The following is a 19,149-nucleotide window of genomic DNA, read 5'->3' on the forward strand; positions in this document are numbered from 1 at the left end:
AAGTAAAAATAAAGTAATATAATGGAATCTGTACTCGGAAAATAGCTCAGCTTGGTAGAGCACATCGTTCGGGACGATGGGGTCGCAAGTTCGAATCTTGTTTTTCCGATAGGATTCTAAAAAAACACAATATTGTTAAACTCTCTTTGAGTAGAGTAGGGATTAAAAAATTCTTGCACTACTTTAAAGAGAGTTTTTTGATTGTTAATAGATACTAAATTTTTGCATTTGTTGCCGAAATTCATTTATAATAGACTAAAAGTCAATGTAGGTCAAACCTACAAGAGAGGATGGAGAATTATGCAGAACCGTAACATTTCAGATATTATTGAACAATATTTGAAAGATATATTGGCTGATTCAAGAAGAATTGAAATAAAGCGGTCTGAGATTGCACAGCAATTTGACTGTGTTCCATCACAAATTAATTATGTAATAAAAACTCGTTTTACTTTGAAAAATGGCTATGTTGTTAAAAGTAAACGTGGCGGTGGCGGCTATATTCGGATTGTAAAAGTAGATTTGGCAGAGAATCAGTCTGTTTTAGATGATTTGATTTCTGCAATTGGCACTGAAATTACAGAAAACCAGGCTTACCAATTAATTAGTAGTTTATACGAGGATGGCGTCTTTTCTAGAAAAGAAGCAAATTATGTCTTAGCTGCTATTAGCCGACAAGCTTTGGATTTGCCGACTGCTGAAATGGAAAATATGATTCGCGCAAGGATTTTGGTAAGTATCTTAAATCAATTGAGATGCGAAGAATAGAAGGGAGTAATGGTTATGGCTATGGAAGAAAGGTATACACCGAGTGCTAAACAAGTATTAGTTCTTGCACAACAACAAGCTAATTACTTCAAGCATCAAGCAATAGGAACAGAGCATTTACTTTTAGCACTAACAATGGAGAAAAATGGCGTAGCTGCTAAAGTATTACAAAGTTTTGTAGTAACTGAAGTAGATGTGCGAGAAGAAATTGAACATATCGTAGGATACGGTAATTTACAACGTAGAGGCGCTGATACTTATTTACCATATTCCCCAAGGACTCGTTATGTATTAGAGCGTGCTAGAGAACATGCTAAACTTTTTAATGTTGAAAAGGTAGGAACAGAACATATTTTGTTAGCACTATTAGAAGATGATAAAACTATTTCTTCACGTATTCTAGCAGCTCTGAATATTGATTTACGTAAGGTGAAAAATATTACCTATCGTACAATGGGTGTAGATGCAACAACAGCTAATAGAACACGTAAGAAATTAGCGTTATCAGAAAAGAAACAGGATAATGGTACACCTACGTTAGATGAATTAGCACGTGATTTGACAGAAATGGTGCGTAAAGATCAAATTGATCCAGTAGTTGGTAGAGATAATGAAATTAAGCGTGTTGTTCAAATTTTAAGTAGAAGGACAAAGAATAATCCAGTTCTTTTGGGAGAACCAGGTGTAGGTAAAACAGCTGTTGCAGAAGGATTTTCACAAAAGATTGTAAATGGTGAAGTTCCTGATAATTTGAAGAATAAGCGTGTAATGATGCTTGATATGGGATCTTTGGTTGCTGGAACAAAATATCGTGGTGAATTTGAAGATCGATTAAAGAAGATTATTGAAGAAATTCGTGAAGATGGCAATGTTATTTTATTCATTGATGAAATGCATACTCTAATAGGCGCGGGTGGTGCTGAAGGCGCGATAGATGCTTCCAATATTTTAAAACCAGCATTAGCGCGTGGTGAAGTACAAGTAATAGGTGCAACAACTTTAAATGAATATCAAAAATATGTTGAAGCTGATGCAGCTTTGGAAAGACGCTTTGCTAGTGTGACAATCAATGAGCCAACCCCAGAAGTAGCGTTGACAATTCTAAAAGGATTACGTCCTAAATATGAAAAACATCATCAACTTCAAATTACAGATGAGGCATTAGAGAGTGCAGTTAAGTTAAGTAAAAGATATATTGCTTCAAGATTTTTACCTGACAAGGCAATTGATTTAATGGATGAGGCTGCTGCTAGAGTAAGAATTAATAATGCACAAAAAGTGGACAAAGTTTCTGCAATAAAGAAGAAATTATCAGAGCTTTCCCAAGAGAAGACAGAAGCGTTGTTAAAAGAAGATTTTGAAAAAGCTGCAGAAATCAGAAATGAAGAATTAAAGATTCAAGAAAGGCTTGAAAAGCAAATCCAACGTGACAAAGATGAAGAGGATAGCAATAACTATCGTGTAAAAGTTACGGCTGAAGATATTGCAGAAGTTGTTTCTGAATGGACTGGTGTTCCAGTAACTCAAATTAATCGTTCTGAAGGAGACCGACTAATTAGATTAGAAAAGATATTGCATAATCGAGTTATAGGACAAGATGAAGCTGTTAAAGCAGTAAGTAAAGCGATAAGAAGAGCAAGAAGTGGTTTGAAGGATCCTACAAGACCAATTGGCTCATTTATGTTCTTAGGTCCTACAGGTGTAGGTAAAACTGAATTAGCTAAAGCTTTAGCAGAAGCTATGTTTGGCTCAGAGGATTCAATGATTAGAATTGATATGAGTGAATATATGGAGAAATACACAACTAGTCGTTTAATTGGATCTCCTCCTGGATACGTAGGATATGATGAAGGCGGACAATTAACTGAAAAGGTTAGAAATAATCCTTATTCAGTAGTATTATTAGATGAAGTTGAAAAAGCTCATAATGATGTTTTCAATATCTTGTTACAAGTATTAGATGATGGATTTTTAACTGATTCTAAAGGTAGAAAGGTAGACTTCAGAAATACAATTATCATTATGACATCTAACTTAGGTGCTACAGCCTTACGCGATGAAAAATCAGTAGGTTTTGGTGCAAAAGATGTCAGCGATGATTATGAAGCAATGGCAGCAAAAGTTAGAGAAACATTGAAGAAGACTTTTAGACCAGAATTCTTGAATCGTCTTGACGAAACTGTTGTATTCCATTCGCTTAATAAAGAAGAAATTCATCAAATTGTTAAATTGATGGCTAAGAATATTATAGATAGGATTAAAGAGCAAAATATTAATCTGAAAATTACCCCTGCAGCAATAGATATAGTTGCAGAAGCTGGATTTGATGCTGAATATGGTGCTCGTCCTATTAGACGTGTCCTTCAAGATAAGATAGAGGACTTACTAAGTGAAGAATTATTAGCAGGTAATATCGAAACTGGAGCAACAGTAACAATAGGTGCTAAAAAAGGTGAAATAACGATAAAAGTTAAGAATCCAGTAGCTGCAGAAAAAATAAATAGTTAATAGTTATATTTAGTATTGACAAATACTGAATATCCATTTAAAATATATAAATGCGAAAAACTGTGAATTGATTGTTTGTTATGATATATTGTCCATAGCAGACTTGATAAAAGCAAAAATAGTATGAAGCAAATTTAATTTGTCTCTGTCTGTTTTTGCTTTTTTTTGCCAAAAAACCGGTAAAAATAAAAATTGTAATAAAATTGTAATAAAATTGTAATAAAATTGTAATAAAATTGTAATAAAATTGTAATAAATTAATCGAGTCACAGCAAATTTTTTGAGAGGTGAACAACTTGGCAGGACACTTAGTAAAATACGGTAAACACCGTGTACGTAGAAGTTACTCGCGAATTAAAGAAGTTCTTGATCTACCTAACTTGATTGAAGTTCAAACTGATTCTTACAAGTGGTTTTTAGATGAAGGTCTTCGTGAAATGTTTGATGACATTATGCCAATTGAAGATTTTCAAGGTAAATTATCACTTGAATTTGTAGATTATCAACTTTTAGAACCAAAGTATACAGTTGAAGAAGCACGTCAACATGATGCTAATTATTCAGCACCATTACATGTTACTTTACGCTTAATCAACCATGAAACTGGTGAAATTAAGTCACAAGATGTATTCTTTGGCGATTTCCCATTGATGACTAAGCAAGGTACATTCATTATTAACGGGGCAGAACGTGTTATTGTTTCACAATTAGTTCGTTCTCCAGGTGTATACTTCAACTCCGAATTAGATAAGAATGGTCGTACTAACTACGGTACAACTGTAATTCCTAATCGTGGGGCTTGGTTAGAATATGAAACAGATGCAAAGAATGTAGCATATGTACGTATTGATCGTACTCGTAAAATTCCATTAACAGAACTTATCCGTGCTTTGGGATACGGTTCTGATAATGAAATTGTAGAAATTTTAGGATCTAATAGCGATAGCTTGATGCTTACTTTGGAAAAAGATGTACATAAGAATATGGATGATTCTCGTGTAGAAGAATCTTTGAAAGATATTTATGAACGTCTACGTCCAGGTGAACCAAAGACTGCTGATTCATCACGTAGTTTGTTAACAGCTCGTTTCTTTGATCCAAAGCGCTATGATTTAGCACCTGTTGGTCGTTATAAGATTAACAAGAAGTTAGATTTAAAGACACGCTTATTGAATTTAACTGTTGCAGAAACATTAGCTGATCCTGATACAGGCGAAATTATTGTAAATAAGGATGAAGTTATTGATAAGCAAGTTATGGATAAATTAGCTCCATACTTAGCAAGAGATGACTTCAAGACATTTACTTTCCATCCATCTGAAGAAGGTGTTGTTCAAGAACCAATGACTCTTCAAATTGTGAAAGTATATTCACCAAAGGATCCAGAAAAGGTAGTAAATGTTATTGGTAATGCAAATGTTGATATCCAATTCAAGCACATTACACCAGCTGATATAGTAGCTTCCATGAACTACTTCTTCAATTTACAAGAAGGTATGGGTTCAACAGATGATATTGACCACTTGGGTAACCGTCGTACTCGCTCTGTAGGTGAATTATTACAAAACCAATTTAGAATTGGTTTATCACGTATGGAACGTGTTGTACGTGAACGTATGTCAATTCAAGATACATCAACTGTTACACCACAACAATTGATTAATATTCGTCCAGTTGTTGCTTCAATTAAAGAATTCTTCGGAAGTTCTCAATTGTCCCAATTCATGGACCAAACTAATCCATTGGGTGAATTGTCTCATAAACGTCGTTTCTCTGCTTTGGGACCTGGTGGTTTGACTCGTGACCGTGCTGGATACGAAGTTCGTGATGTTCACTATACACACTATGGTCGTATGTGTCCTATCGAAACTCCTGAAGGTCCTAACATTGGTTTGATCAACAGTTTATCTTCTTATGCTCGTATTAATAAGTATGGTTTTGTTGAAACACCATATCGTCGTGTATCTTGGAAAACACATAAAGTTACAGATAAAATTGACTACTTAACAGCTGATGAAGAAGATAATTACGTTATCGCACAAGCTAACTCACCATTAAATGATGATGGTTCCTTTGTTGATGATGTAGTTATGGCTCGTAAGAAAGATGATGACGTTGAAATTTCAACTGAAAAAGTTGACTACATGGACGTTTCACCTAAACAAGTAGTTGCTGTTGCTACAGCATGTATTCCTTTCTTGGAAAACGATGACTCTAACCGTGCTTTGATGGGTGCTAACATGCAACGTCAGGCTGTTCCTTTGATTAAGCCGCATGCACCATTAGTTGGTACAGGTATTGAATACAAAGCTGCACATGACTCTGGGGTAGCATTGATTTCTGAACATGAAGGTACAGTTGAATATGTAGATGCTCGTGAAATTAGAGTTCGCCGTGACGATGGTTCTTTGGACAAGTATAAATTGATGAAATTCCATCGTTCTAATGGTGGTAAGAACTATAACCAAACACCAATTGTACGTGTTGGAGACAGAGTAGATGCTGATGAAGTATTAGCTGACGGACCAGCTATGGAAAATGGAGAATTGGCTTTAGGTCAAAATCCATTGATTGCATTTATGACATGGGATGGTTATAACTTCGAAGATGCTATCGCAATTAACGAACGTTTAGTTAAAGAAGATGTTTATACATCTATTCATATTGAAGAACATGAATCTGAAGCTCGTGATACTAAATTAGGACCTGAAGAAATCACACGTGAAATTCCTAATGTTGGTGAAGATGCTCTTAAGAACCTTGACGAATTTGGTATTATCCGTATTGGTGCTGAAGTAAAAGATGGAGATATTTTAGTTGGTAAAGTAACTCCTAAAGGTGTAACAGAATTATCTGCAGAAGAAAGATTGTTACATGCTATCTTCGGTGAAAAAGCACGTGAAGTTCGTGATACATCATTACGTGTTCCTCACGGTGCAGGTGGTATTGTTCAAGACGTTAAAATCTTTACTCGTGAAGGTGGAGATGAATTATCCCCAGGTGTAAATATGATGGTTCGTGTTTACATTGCTCAAAAACGTAAGTTACAAGTTGGGGATAAGATGGCTGGACGTCACGGTAATAAAGGTACTGTTTCTGTTGTTATTCCAGAAGAAGATATGCCATTTATGCCTGATGGTACTCCAATCGATATCATGCTTTCTCCAATGGGTGTGCCTTCCCGTATGAACATCGGACAAGTTTTGGATCTTCACTTAGGTATGGCTGCTCGTAAATTAGGTATTCACGTAGCTTCACCAGTTTTCGATGGTGCTCGTGATGAAGATATTTGGAGTGCATTACAAGAAGCTGGATTACCTGGCGATGGTAAGACTGTTTTATATGATGGACGTACAGGTGAAGCATTCGATAACCGTATAGCAGTTGGTGTTATGTACTACCTTAAACTTGCACATATGGTTGACGATAAGATTCATGCTCGTTCAATTGGACCTTACTCATTAGTTACACAACAACCACTTGGTGGTAAGGCACAATTTGGTGGACAACGTTTTGGTGAAATGGAAGTTTGGGCATTAGAAGCTTATGGTGCTGCTTACACACTGCAAGAAATTTTGACTTACAAATCTGACGATGTTGTTGGACGTGTTAAGACTTATGAAGCTATCGTTAAGGGCGAACCAATTCCAAAACCAGGTGTACCTGAATCATTCCGTGTTCTTGTTAAAGAATTACAAGCATTAGGTATGGATATGAAAGTTCTTGATGCTGATAAGAATGAAATTGAATTACGTGATATGGATGACGAAGACGATGATATTGTTAACGTTGATGCATTGAAGAAATTCGCAAAGGAACAAGAAGAAAAGAAAGCTAAAGAAGCAGAACAAGAAACTGCTGAAAAAGAAGAAACTAAGACAGAATAGACAATTATAAGAAAGGGAGGTCGGTCCTTTGATCGATGTCAATAAATTCGATAGTATGCAGATCGGTCTTGCTTCTTCCGATAAGATCCGTAGCTGGTCTTATGGTGAAGTAAAGAAACCTGAAACTATTAACTACCGTACATTGAAACCAGAAAAAGATGGCTTGTTTGATGAACGTATTTTTGGACCTACTAAGGACTGGGAATGTGCCTGTGGTAAGTACAAACGTATCCGTTATAAAGGTGTTGTTTGTGATCGCTGTGGGGTTGAAGTTACTCGTTCAAAAGTACGTCGTGAACGTATGGGTCATATCGAATTAGCAGCTCCTGTTACACATATTTGGTACTTTAAAGGTATTCCAAGTCGTATGGGTCTTGTCTTAGATATGAGTCCACGTGCATTGGAAGAAATTATCTACTTTGCATCTTATGTAGTTACAGATGCAGGTGATACAGCACTTGAAAAGAAACAACTCTTAACTGAAGGCGAATATCGTGAAAAACGTGAAGAATATGGTGATGGCTTTAAGGCAGCAATGGGTGCTGAAGCTATTAGAACTTTACTAAGAGATGTAGATCTTGAAAAAGAATGTGCTGAATTAAAAGAAGAATTACGCGAAGCTACAGGTCAAAAACGTACTCGTGCAGTTCGTCGCTTAGATATTTTAGAAGCATTTTTGAACTCTGGAAATCGTCCTGATTGGATGGTTATGGATGCAATCCCAGTTATTCCACCTGATCTTCGTCCAATGGTTCAATTAGAAGGTGGACGCTTTGCAACTTCTGACTTGAATGATTTATATCGTCGAGTTATCAACCGTAACAATCGTTTGAAGCGTTTATTAGATTTGAATGCTCCTGGAATTATTGTTCAAAACGAAAAGCGTATGTTGCAAGAAGCTGTTGATGCTTTAATTGATAACGGTCGTCGTGGTCGCCCAGTTACTGGTCCTGGTAACCGTCCACTTAAGTCATTGTCACACATGTTGAAAGGTAAGCAAGGTCGTTTCCGTCAAAACTTACTTGGTAAGCGTGTTGACTATTCTGGTCGTTCAGTTATTGATGTAGGTCCTAAGTTGAAGTTAAACCAAATGGGTATTCCTCATGAAATGGCTTTGGAATTGTTCAAACCATTCATGATGAGAGAATTGGTTAAGCGTGAAATGGCATCTAACATTAAGAATGCTAAGCGTAAGATTGAACGCCGCGATGAAGATATTTGGGATGTTTTAGATGATGTTATCAAAGAACACCCAGTTCTACTAAACCGTGCTCCTACGCTTCACCGTTTAGGTATCCAAGCTTTCGAACCAGTATTGGTTAACGGTAAAGCTATGCGTCTCCATCCATTGGCTTGTGAAGCTTACAATGCCGACTTTGACGGGGACCAAATGGCTATTCACGTTCCTTTATCAGATGAAGCTCAAGCTGAAGCTCGTTTATTGATGTTAGCTGCTCATCATATCTTAGCTCCAAAAGATGGTAAACCAATCATTTCACCATCTCAAGATATGACAATCGGTAATTACTACATCACACTTGAAGAAGCTGGTCGTGAAGGCGAAGGTATGGTATTTAAGGATGTTAACGAAGTAAGAACAGCTTACCAAAACGGGTATGTACATTTGCATACAAGAATTGGTTTGCAAGCTTCTTCATTAGCTAAGTTAGGTACACCATTTACTGATTGGCAAAAAGAACGTATTTTAATAACTACAGCTGGTAAAGCAATCTTTAATGAAATTCTACCTGCTGATTTCCCATTCTTAAATGAACCTACACAAGAAAACTTAACAGGAATGACTCCTGATAAGTACTTTGTAGAACCGGGAACAGATATTAAGGAATTCATTAAGAATCAACCTTTAGTAGGACCATTTAAATCTGGATTCTTATCAGATATTATCGCTCAAGTTTATAAAGAGTATAAAGTAACTGCAACTGCAGAATTACTTGACCGTATGAAAGATTTAGGTTATTACGAATCTACTAAGTCAGGTTTAACTGTTGGTATCGCTGACGTTACTGTTTTGAAAGAAAAGCCAGAAATTATTGAACAAGCACATAAGAATGTTGCAACTGTTGCTAAGCAATTCCGTCGTGGTTTGATTACAGATGAAGAACGATACAATCGTGTTATCTCTATCTGGAACAAAGCAAAAGATGATATTCAAGCTAAATTGGTTGAAAACATGGATCCATCTAACCCAATTCAAATGATGAGTGATTCAGGTGCTCGTGGTAATATTTCTAACTTTACACAGTTATCTGGTATGCGTGGTTTGATGGCTGCTCCTAACGGTAAGACAATGGAATTGCCTGTTATTTCAAACTTCCGTGAAGGTCTTTCTGTTTTGGAAATGTTCTTGTCCTCTCACGGTGCTCGTAAAGGTATGACGGATACTGCTTTGAAGACAGCTAACTCTGGTTACTTGACTCGTCGTTTAGTAGACGTTGCTCAAGATGTTATCATTCGTGAAGAAGACTGTCATACAGATAGAGGTTTGGATGTTACTGCTATTACTGAAGGTAATGAAATGATTGAACCATTATATGATCGTATTTTGGGTCGTTATACTATGAAAGAAGTTAAAGATCCTAATACTGGTGAAATTATTGTTCCTGCTAATGTATTAGTAGAAGAATCCGAAGCTCGTAAGATTGTTGATGCTGGTGTACAAAAAGTTACTATTCGTTCTGCATTCACATGTAACACACGTCACGGTGTTTGTGAACGTTGTTATGGACGTAACTTAGCTACTGGTGATGAAGTTGAAGTTGGTGAAGCAGTAGGTACCGTTGCTGCTCAATCAATTGGTGAACCAGGTACACAGTTAACAATGAGAAACTTCCACCAAGGTGGGGTTGCTGGTGGCGACGATATTACTCAAGGTCTTCCTCGTGTTCAAGAATTATTTGAAGCACGTAATCCTAAAGGTCGTGCAGTAATTACAGAAGTTACTGGTGTTGTTGATACAGTTGAAGAAAATCCTGCTGAACGTACAAAAGAAGTTACTGTTAAAGGTGAAACAGATACTAGAACATATAGCTTGCCATTTACTTCCGTTCTTAAAGTTAAGGAAGGCGATCAAGTTCATCGTGGTGATGCATTGACTGTAGGTTCTATTGATCCTAAAGAACTTATCAAGGTTCGTGATGTTTTATCTACAGAAAACTACATTTTACGTGAAGTTCAAAAAGTATACCGTATGCAAGGTGTAGATATTTCAGATAAGCATATTGAAATCATGACTCGTCAAATGTTACGTAAAGTACGTATTATGGATCCAGGTGATACAGATATGCTTCCAGGAACTCTATTGGATATTAGCCAATTCAAAGATCGCAATACAAGTGCAATCATTGAAGGTAGAATTCCTGCTACTGCACGTCCAGTTCTTCTTGGTATTACTAAAGCTGCTCTTGAAACAAACAGTTTCTTATCTGCTGCTTCATTCCAAGAAACAACACGTGTATTGACAGATGCTGCAATTCGCGGTAAGAACGATCCACTTGTTGGTTTGAAAGAAAATGTTATTATTGGTAAGACAATTCCTGCAGGTACAGGTATGAAGAAGTATCATGATATCGAACCAGAAGTTGTTAATAGCAATGTAACAGATGGTGTTTATTCAATCTCTGAATTAGAAGAAAAGATTAATGAACAACAAAATAATGTTGAATCTTCAAACTAGAATATAGAAGTAAAAAAATCAGGTAGATTTTCTACCTGATTTTTTTTATATTATTGGAATTTTAAATATATTTGTTGCATAAAAAATAATTAAAATACTCAAACTTAAATATGGAATAAAGGGGTGAGAAGCAGAAAAATCCCTTTTGATTAAATATGAAATAATTCCTAAAATACATGATAAAAGAATTACTACTAGAGTATTGTAAAATCCTAGTAATAAAAAACTAAAAACAATCAAGATAGTATCTGCAGTACCAAATTTATTTAGAAGATTACAACTGATTAAAATAATTGTGAAAAGAATGATTATGAGGGAATTAGCTTTTAGATTAGTAATTACGGTATGAAATCTAAAAATGAGCAATATTAATCCTCCATATTCAAGAGTAATTGAATCAACGCTCAATGTGTAATAATCTTCTAAAGAGATTAAAGTAAGCCAGACTACTAGTAATGATGTAAAAATTAAATTAGTATTCGCTATTATGATCGTATTAAAAATAAATATGACACCAATAGCTAATTCAATAACAGTACTACTTAAAGGAATTTTTTGCTTACAGAAATGACATTTTCCTTTTTGAAGTATAAAGCCAATAATAGGTATCAATTGCCAATGCTGCAAAGTTTGTGAGCAGTTATCGCAGAAAGACCTAGGATATATAATGCTTATTCCTAATTTATATCGGTAAGCAACGCACGAAATAAATGAACCTGAGCAAGTTCCTAGTATAAATAATAGAAAAAATATGTAAATCATAATAATTTCACCTCTTAATTATAAATTACGCTGAAAATAAATAAAATTAGCACAAAAAATATAAAAATTAAATTGACATCAGTGTATTAAGCGTGATATTCTATTAAAGGTGCTTTATGTGAACAGTTCTCTTGAGTTATCTCAAGATCGTGCTGGCTGTGAGCAGGTTAGCACATTTATTCTGACGTACATTGAGGCGTTATTTTTTTAAACTCAAAAAAGAAACTCCTGGATGTGTGTACTTAATTAATATTCTTAAAATAAGGAAGGAGGAAGCTTTAGAGATGCCTACAATTAACCAATTAATTCGTAAAGGTCGTAAATCTAAAGGTTCAAAATCTAATTCCCCAGCTTTAAACTTTGGGTACAATAGTTATAAGAAAGTACAAACAAACAACTCAGCTCCACAAAAACGTGGTGTTGCAACTCGTGTTGGTACAATGACACCTAAGAAGCCTAACTCAGCTTTACGTAAGTATGCTCGTGTTCGTTTATCTAACTTAATTGAAGTTACAGCTTATATTCCGGGTATCGGACACAACTTACAAGAACATAGTGTTGTTCTTATTCGTGGTGGTCGTGTAAAAGACTTACCTGGTGTTCGTTACCATATCGTTCGTGGTGCTTTAGATACAGCAGGTGTTGAAGGCCGTATGCAAAGCCGTTCTAAGTACGGTGCTAAGAAGCCTAAGAAATAATTTTAGTAACTAGTATTTGAGGAGGTTATTTTAAATGCCAAGAAAAGGTGCCGTTGCAAAACGCGAAGTGCTCCCAGATCCAATTTATAACTCAAAATTGGTTACTCGCTTAATCAACCGTTTGATGTTAGATGGTAAGCGTGGGACTGCATCAAAGATTTTATACCAAGCATTTGATATTATTAAGGAACAAACAGGAAATGAACCATTGGATGTTTTTGAAGAAGCAATGAAGAACATCATGCCTGTACTTGAAGTTAAGGCACGTCGTGTTGGTGGTTCTAACTACCAAGTTCCTATTGAAGTTCGTCCAGATCGTCGTACAACTTTAGGTTTACGTTGGTTAGTTCAATACTCACGTCTTCGTGGTGAACACACAATGTCCGAACGTTTAGCTAAAGAAATCATGGACGCAGCAAACAATACAGGTGCAGCTGTTAAGAAACGTGAAGATACACATAAGATGGCTGACGCTAACCGTGCATTCGCACATTATCGCTGGTAATTTTCACAAATGGCTGTTATATGGTTTGTTTAGTAAAGCCTATAATAGTCATTTTTTTGAAGGTTTACTTATTAATTCGATTAGTTATAATTTTTAATTTTGGAAGGAGAGAAATTCTCAATGGCAAACAAACGTGAATTCCCATTGGAAAAAACACGTAATATCGGTATTGTTGCTCATATCGACGCTGGTAAGACAACAACAACTGAACGTATCTTGTACTACACAGGTAAGATTCACAAAATTGGTGAAACACACGATGGTGCTTCCCAAATGGACTGGATGGAACAAGAACAAGAACGTGGTATTACAATCACATCTGCTGCTACAACAGCTCAATGGAAAGAAAACCGTATTAACATTATCGATACCCCAGGACACGTTGACTTTACAGTTGAAGTAGAACGTTCATTACGTGTTCTTGATGGTGCGGTAGTTGTTTTAGATGCTCAATCTGGTGTAGAACCACAAACAGAAAACGTTTGGCGTCAAGCTACAACATACGGTGTTCCTCGTATTGTTTTTGTTAACAAGATGGATAAGATTGGTGCTAACTTTGATTACTCTGTAAGTACAATTAAAGATCGTTTACAAGCAAATCCATTGCCTGTACAAATGCCTATCGGTGCAGAAGATAGCTTTGAAGGTGTTATCGACTTAATCGAAATGAAGGCTGATTTGTATGATGAAGACGAATTAGGTTCAAAATGGGATACAGTTGATGTTCCAGATGAATACAAAGAAGATGCACAAGCTCGTCGTGATGAAATGATCGAAGCTTTAGCTGACGTTAATGAAGATATCATGGACAAGTATCTTGAAGGTGAAGAAATCAGCAACGATGAAATTCGTGCTGCAATTCGTCAAGCTACATTGAACTTAGACGTATTCCCTGTATTTGCAGGTTCTGCTTTCAAGAACAAAGGTGTTCAAATGATGTTAGATGGTGTTAATGATTACTTACCATCTCCATTAGATGTTAAGCCATACAAGGCAACAGATCCTGAAACAGGTGAAGAAATTGAATTGAAAGCTGACGACTCTGCTCCATTCGCAGGTTTAGCATTTAAGATTGCTACAGACCCATTCGTAGGTCGTTTAACATTCTTCCGTGTTTACCGTGGTACTCTTGAAGCTGGTTCATACGTATTGAACGCTACAAAGGGTAAACGTGAACGTGTAGGTCGTTTACTACAAATGCACTCTAACCACCGTAACGAAATTCCAGAAGTATTCTCTGGTGATATCGCTGCTGCTATTGGTTTGAAGAACACAACAACAGGTGACTCCTTAACAGATCCTAAGACACCATTGATTCTTGAATCTATGGAATTCCCAGATCCAGTTATCCAAGTTTCTGTTGAACCTAAATCAAAAGCAGACCAAGATAAGATGGACGTTGCTTTACAAAAACTTGCTGAAGAAGATCCTACATTCAAGGCTGAAACAAACCCTGAAACAGGTGAAACATTGATCGCCGGAATGGGTGAATTGCACTTGGATATCATCGTTGATCGTATGAAGCGTGAATTTAACGTTGAAGCTACTGTTGGTGAACCTCAAGTTGCTTACCGTGAAACATTTACAAAACAAGTATCTGCACAAGGTAAGTTTGTTCGTCAATCTGGTGGTAAAGGTCAATACGGTGACGTTTGGATTGAATTTACACCAAATGAAGAAGGTAAAGGTTTCGAATTTGAAGATGCTATCGTTGGTGGTGTAGTTCCTCGTGAATACATTCCTTCAGTAGAACAAGGTTTGAAGGAAGCTATGCAAAACGGTGTATTGGCTGGTTACCCATTAATCGACGTTAAGGCTAAGTTATATGATGGTAGTTACCACGATGTTGACTCCAGTGAAGCTGCATTTAAGGTTGCTGCATCCTTAGCATTGCGTAACGCTGCTCCTAAGGGTGGTGCTGTAATTCTTGAACCAATTATGAAGGTTGAAATCATTGCACCAGAAGATAACTTAGGTGATGTTATGGGTCATGTTACAGCTCGTCGTGGACGTGTTGAAGGTATGGAAGCACGTGGTAACGCACAAGTTGTTAACGCATTTGTTCCATTGGCTGAAATGTTCGGTTACGCAACTGTATTACGTTCCGCAACACAAGGTCGTGGTACATTTACAATGACAATGGATCACTACGAACCAGTTCCAAAGAGCATCCAAGATGAAATTATTAAGAAAAATGGCGGTAACGCTGAATAATTCTTAGTAAATTAAGATAAAGAACTCAGACGAAGTCTGGGTTCTTTTTTTTTACATATAGGGTAAAATAAGATGTAGATATATTATAGAATGGAGGGATTTTCATGGATGAAAATATACTAAAATTAAAAAAATTAGTTTCAGAGAGTAGCAACATTGTCTTTTTTGGTGGAGCAGGAGTATCTACTGAAAGTGGAATTCCAGATTTTAGAAGTGAACAAGGGATTTATAATACAGTAAAGAATTTTGGTTATCCTCCAGAGCAAATTTTATCGCATTCATTTTTTATGAAAAATCCAGAAAAATTTTATGATTTTTATCGTTCTACTATGATATATGAAAGTGCTAAGCCTAATTTAGCACATTTAGGATTAGCTAAATTAGAGGAACAAGGTAAGTTAAAAGCCATCGTTACTCAAAATATAGATGGACTACATCAATTAGCAGGAAGTAAGACTGTTTACGAATTGCATGGATCAATTCATAGAAATTATTGTATGAAATGTGGCAAATTTTACCCATTAAGTACAATTACAGAAAGTAAGGGTGTACCACAATGTAAAGAGTGTGGTGGGATAATCAAACCAGATGTTGTTTTATATGAAGAAGGATTAGATGAAGAAATTATCAATAATAGTATTAAAGCAATAAAAAAAGCTGACATGTTAATTGTAGGTGGAACTTCTCTAAATGTTTATCCAGCTGCAAGTTTTGTTAATTATTATGATGGGAATAAACTAATTTTAATTAATAAAAGTAAGACACCTTATGACAGATATGCAGATTTATTAATCCATGATAGTATAGGAAAAGTTTTTGATGAAATAATAGAGTAAAATTGAGAGGTAGTAGAATGTACAATTTTGATAAGGTGGAAAAATTTCAGAATTCACTTAAGTGGCATGTTAATGATAGCGAATTACCAATGACACTTGGTGATATGGATTTTGAAGTAGCACCTGAAATAATTACTGAATTACACAAAAGAATAGAAAATAAGAATTTTGGATACGAATATATTCCGCACGAATATTATGCAAGTGTAGCTAAATGGTATAAAGAAATGCATAATTGTACCCTTGATATTTCCTGGATGTCTTTTTCTCAAGGAGTAGTAGCTACTTTATCAGCTATTATTACTAATTTAATGAGTGAAGATAGTGTAATAACAGTTTTAACTCCAGGATTTGATAAATTTAAGAAAGTTGGAGAAGGAAAACAAAAAGTACTAGTAAGTGAACTTATTTACGATAAAGAAAAACGCAATTATGACATTAATTGGCTAGATTTAGAAGATAAATTAAAAAAGACTAATCTATTTGTTCTTTGTAATCCGCATAGTCCAGTTGGAAAAATATGGTCTCAAAAAGATTTGGAAAAGATACTAAAATTAAGTTTAAAGTATGATTTTAAAATTTTTAGTGATGAAATTCATGGGGAAATAACATTTGAGAAGAAATATACTCCATTATTTAGTTTAGACGAAAAATTATTAAAGAATACGATTATAGCTGTTTCACCAAGTAAAGTATTTAATATTGCTGGAATTCAAACTGCAACAATAATAACACCAAATAAAGAGTTGAAAGAGCAAGTAGATAACGCAATAAAAAGTTTCCATCTTAATGAAGCTAATAGTTTAGCAGTTCCGGCAACAATTGCAGCATATACAAAAGGAAGAGTTTGGCTTGAAGAATTGAAAGAATATCTAAGAGAAAATCGAAATTTCATTGAACGTTTTTTAGAGCATAATGTTCCAGATGTGAAACCAAGTTTAAACGAAGCATCATACTTTCTTTGGTTGGATATATCATCATTAAATGTTGATGCACAAGAATTAACGGAATTTATTCGTAAAAAGACAGGGTTAATTTTAACTGCTGGAGATAAATTTGATGGAAATGGAAAACAATTCTTACGTATGAATATAGCAACTTCAACAGATTTAATTGAAGATGCATTGAGGAGATTGCAGCGAGCTGTTGTACTATTTAAGCGAAAAGATGACGATTTAATGAGCTTGATACTAAATAAATAATTAGGTTGTTACTTTAATAATTATTTAAGACATACTTCAAAAAAATATCAAGAATATTTATAGAAAACTTCAGTTGCGATAGCGCTTAACTTTGATACAATAGTATTATAAATCGTACACTATAATCTAAGTAGTATACCTAAGGAGATAGAAAATGAAAATTTTAATTGTTGATGATGATAAAGATATTGTTGAATTATTAAGTATATATGTTGAAAATGAAGGATATGAAGTAGAAAAAGCATATAATGGTAAAGAAGCTTTGTCTAAGTTGAACATGAATCCTGACATTGCATTGATGATCTTAGATGTGATGATGCCACAAATGGATGGAATGGAAGTAATTCGTGAAGTAAGAAAAGAATCACAAATTCCAGTATTAATTTTATCTGCTAAAACGGATGACTTGGATAAAATTCAAGGTTTAGTACAAGGTGCGGATGATTATGTTACAAAGCCATTTAATCCTTTGGAAGTTATGGCACGTGTAAAATCATTATTGCGTAGAGCTGAACATAATGTTAAAAATAATGAACCAGATCAAATCGAAATTGGGCCACTCATTATAAAGAAAGATTCTCATGAGGTAAAAACTTTAGAAGGTAAGGAAATCAAATTAACTGCACTAGAATTTGGAATTTTACACTTACTTGCTAGTCATCCTAATCGAGTTTTCTCAGCTGATGAAATCTTTGAAAGAGTTTGGCAACAAGAATCTGTTGTATCAGCTAAGACCGTAATGGTTCATGTTAGTCATTTGCGTGATAAGATTGAAGATGCAACTAATGGAGAACAAGTTATCCAAACTGTTTGGGGTGTTGGATATAAGATAGAGTCACACTAATTTAGTAAGCTAAAGGGGAAAAGAACTGTGAAATTTCACATAACTGGTCGAGAAAAGAGTGAGCTATTAGGCGAAGGTATTTTAACAATTATATTGTTAATTCTGTTAAATATGTCGCTTTATGTGATTTTGAATCAATTGTTAGTATCTAATCCTGATTTAGCTTCAGGAATATTCCTAATCAAAACTTCCTTAGATTTTAAGTATGCACATATTCAATTATGGAGTTGGGGTTGGATATTCATTATACTTATGGCGGTAGTTGATGTTATCGTAGTTTATTGGAGATTAGTTCGACGATATCATCAAATGCAATTGAGACATATCATTAATGAGCTCCACTATATTGCAGATGGTCACTTTAATCACCGTATTCCTTTTCAATTAAAGGGACAAATGCAAAGAGTAGTAGCAAGTGTCAATGCACTTGTTGATAGTACGATTAAAGCGATGGAAGATGAAAGAGAGATCGAACGCTCTAAAGATGAATTAATAACGAATGTCAGTCATGATATACGTACACCCCTGACATCTATTATTGGATATTTGGGTCTTATTGAAGATAAACAATATCGATCTGAAGAAGATATTTTAAAATATACGCATACAGCATATTTAAAATCTAAGCAGATGAAATCATTGGTGGATGACTTATTTGAATATACGAAAGTACGTCAAACTGATGCACCATTACAAATACAATCTCTAGAATTGAATGCGATGCTAGAACAAATAGGAGCTAGTTTTGAATTGGAAGCAAATAAAAAGGGTATGGAAATTAATACAATTTTACCCGATAGTCCAGTAAAAATTGAAGCTGATCCAGAAAAGCTTGCTCGAGTATTTAATAATTTAATCACGAATGCCTTGAAGTATGGTAGTGATGGTAAAAACATTTACTTGCAATTAACAAAAGTAGATGAAAAAGAAATAGAAATAAGGATTTCTAATGATGGAGAACCTATTCCAGAAAAATCATTGCGACAGGTATTTGATCGATTTTATCGAGTAGAAAGTTCACGTTCTAAAGAAACAGGTGGGACAGGACTGGGATTGGCAATAGCTCAAAGTATTATAGAATTGCATCATGGATATATTTATGTAGAATCTAATAAAAATTTGACTAGTTTTATTATGAGATTACCTGTTAAACATGATAATGTAGTAAAAAAATCTTAGCTTTAAATGGAAGTTAAGATTTTTTATTTTAATCATAAGTATAAATAAATTT

General features: G+C 35.0%; 12 protein-coding genes and 1 tRNA gene. 12 read left to right on the forward strand and 1 reads right to left on the reverse strand.

Features of this window, described 5'->3' with window-relative positions:
* The first annotated feature begins 35 nt into the window (after positions 1–35).
* From PTA89_RS01115 to rpoC, 5 genes are all read left to right on the forward strand, one after another.
* Positions 36–109, forward strand: a tRNA-Pro gene (locus PTA89_RS01115).
* 191 nt (positions 110–300) lie between these two features.
* Positions 301–768 carry a CtsR family transcriptional regulator gene (locus PTA89_RS01120; protein ID WP_003701965.1) on the forward strand — a complete coding sequence of 156 codons (468 nt, stop codon included), beginning with the start codon at positions 301–303 and terminating at the stop codon, positions 766–768.
* A gap of 21 nt (positions 769–789) precedes the next feature.
* Positions 790–3,276, forward strand: coding sequence for an ATP-dependent Clp protease ATP-binding subunit (locus PTA89_RS01125; protein ID WP_201897352.1), 2,487 nt, complete (start codon positions 790–792; stop codon positions 3,274–3,276).
* Between the two features lie 287 nt (positions 3,277–3,563).
* Positions 3,564–7,163 carry a DNA-directed RNA polymerase subunit beta gene (rpoB, locus tag PTA89_RS01130; RefSeq protein WP_003707088.1) on the forward strand — a complete coding sequence of 1,200 codons (3,600 nt, stop codon included), beginning with the start codon at positions 3,564–3,566 and terminating at the stop codon, positions 7,161–7,163.
* 28 nt (positions 7,164–7,191) lie between these two features.
* Positions 7,192–10,857 carry a DNA-directed RNA polymerase subunit beta' gene (gene rpoC / locus PTA89_RS01135; protein ID WP_003701972.1) on the forward strand — a complete coding sequence of 1,222 codons (3,666 nt, stop codon included), beginning with the start codon at positions 7,192–7,194 and terminating at the stop codon, positions 10,855–10,857.
* 45 nt (positions 10,858–10,902) lie between these two features.
* Here rpoC and PTA89_RS01140 read toward each other — a convergent pair whose 3' ends face one another.
* Positions 10,903–11,619 (reverse strand): prepilin peptidase, encoded by a 717-nt coding sequence (locus PTA89_RS01140; RefSeq protein WP_081533569.1) that lies wholly within the window; start codon positions 11,617–11,619, stop codon positions 10,903–10,905.
* Between the two features lie 284 nt (positions 11,620–11,903).
* On the opposite strand from PTA89_RS01140, the gene rpsL reads away from it, so the two are divergent.
* The 7 genes from rpsL to PTA89_RS01175 all read left to right on the forward strand — a co-directional run bounded on the left by rpsL (position 11,904) and on the right by PTA89_RS01175 (position 19,097).
* Positions 11,904–12,317 (forward strand): 30S ribosomal protein S12, encoded by a 414-nt coding sequence (rpsL, locus tag PTA89_RS01145; RefSeq protein ID WP_003703807.1) that lies wholly within the window; start codon positions 11,904–11,906, stop codon positions 12,315–12,317.
* 34 nt (positions 12,318–12,351) lie between these two features.
* Positions 12,352–12,822 carry a 30S ribosomal protein S7 gene (gene rpsG / locus PTA89_RS01150; protein ID WP_003699701.1) on the forward strand — a complete coding sequence of 157 codons (471 nt, stop codon included), beginning with the start codon at positions 12,352–12,354 and terminating at the stop codon, positions 12,820–12,822.
* 120 nt (positions 12,823–12,942) lie between these two features.
* Positions 12,943–15,036, forward strand: coding sequence for an elongation factor G (gene fusA / locus PTA89_RS01155; RefSeq protein WP_011475578.1), 2,094 nt, complete (start codon positions 12,943–12,945; stop codon positions 15,034–15,036).
* Between the two features lie 104 nt (positions 15,037–15,140).
* Positions 15,141–15,872, forward strand: coding sequence for an NAD-dependent protein deacylase (locus PTA89_RS01160; protein WP_201898508.1), 732 nt, complete (start codon positions 15,141–15,143; stop codon positions 15,870–15,872).
* Positions 15,873–15,889: 17 nt separating this feature from the next.
* A complete protein-coding gene (locus PTA89_RS01165; RefSeq protein WP_201898507.1) occupies positions 15,890–17,074 on the forward strand; it encodes a MalY/PatB family protein in 1,185 nt (394 codons plus the stop codon).
* 154 nt (positions 17,075–17,228) lie between these two features.
* Entirely contained in the window at positions 17,229–17,918 is a 690-nt protein-coding gene (locus tag PTA89_RS01170; protein ID WP_003699697.1) for a response regulator transcription factor, read from the forward strand.
* A 27-nt stretch (positions 17,919–17,945) separates the two neighbouring features.
* A complete protein-coding gene (locus PTA89_RS01175; RefSeq protein ID WP_098034777.1) occupies positions 17,946–19,097 on the forward strand; it encodes a sensor histidine kinase in 1,152 nt (383 codons plus the stop codon).
* Positions 19,098–19,149: the final 52 nt, after the last annotated feature.

The sequence above is a fragment of the Ligilactobacillus salivarius genome (genome assembly GCF_035231985.1).
GTDB lineage: Bacteria > Bacillota > Bacilli > Lactobacillales > Lactobacillaceae > Ligilactobacillus > Ligilactobacillus salivarius.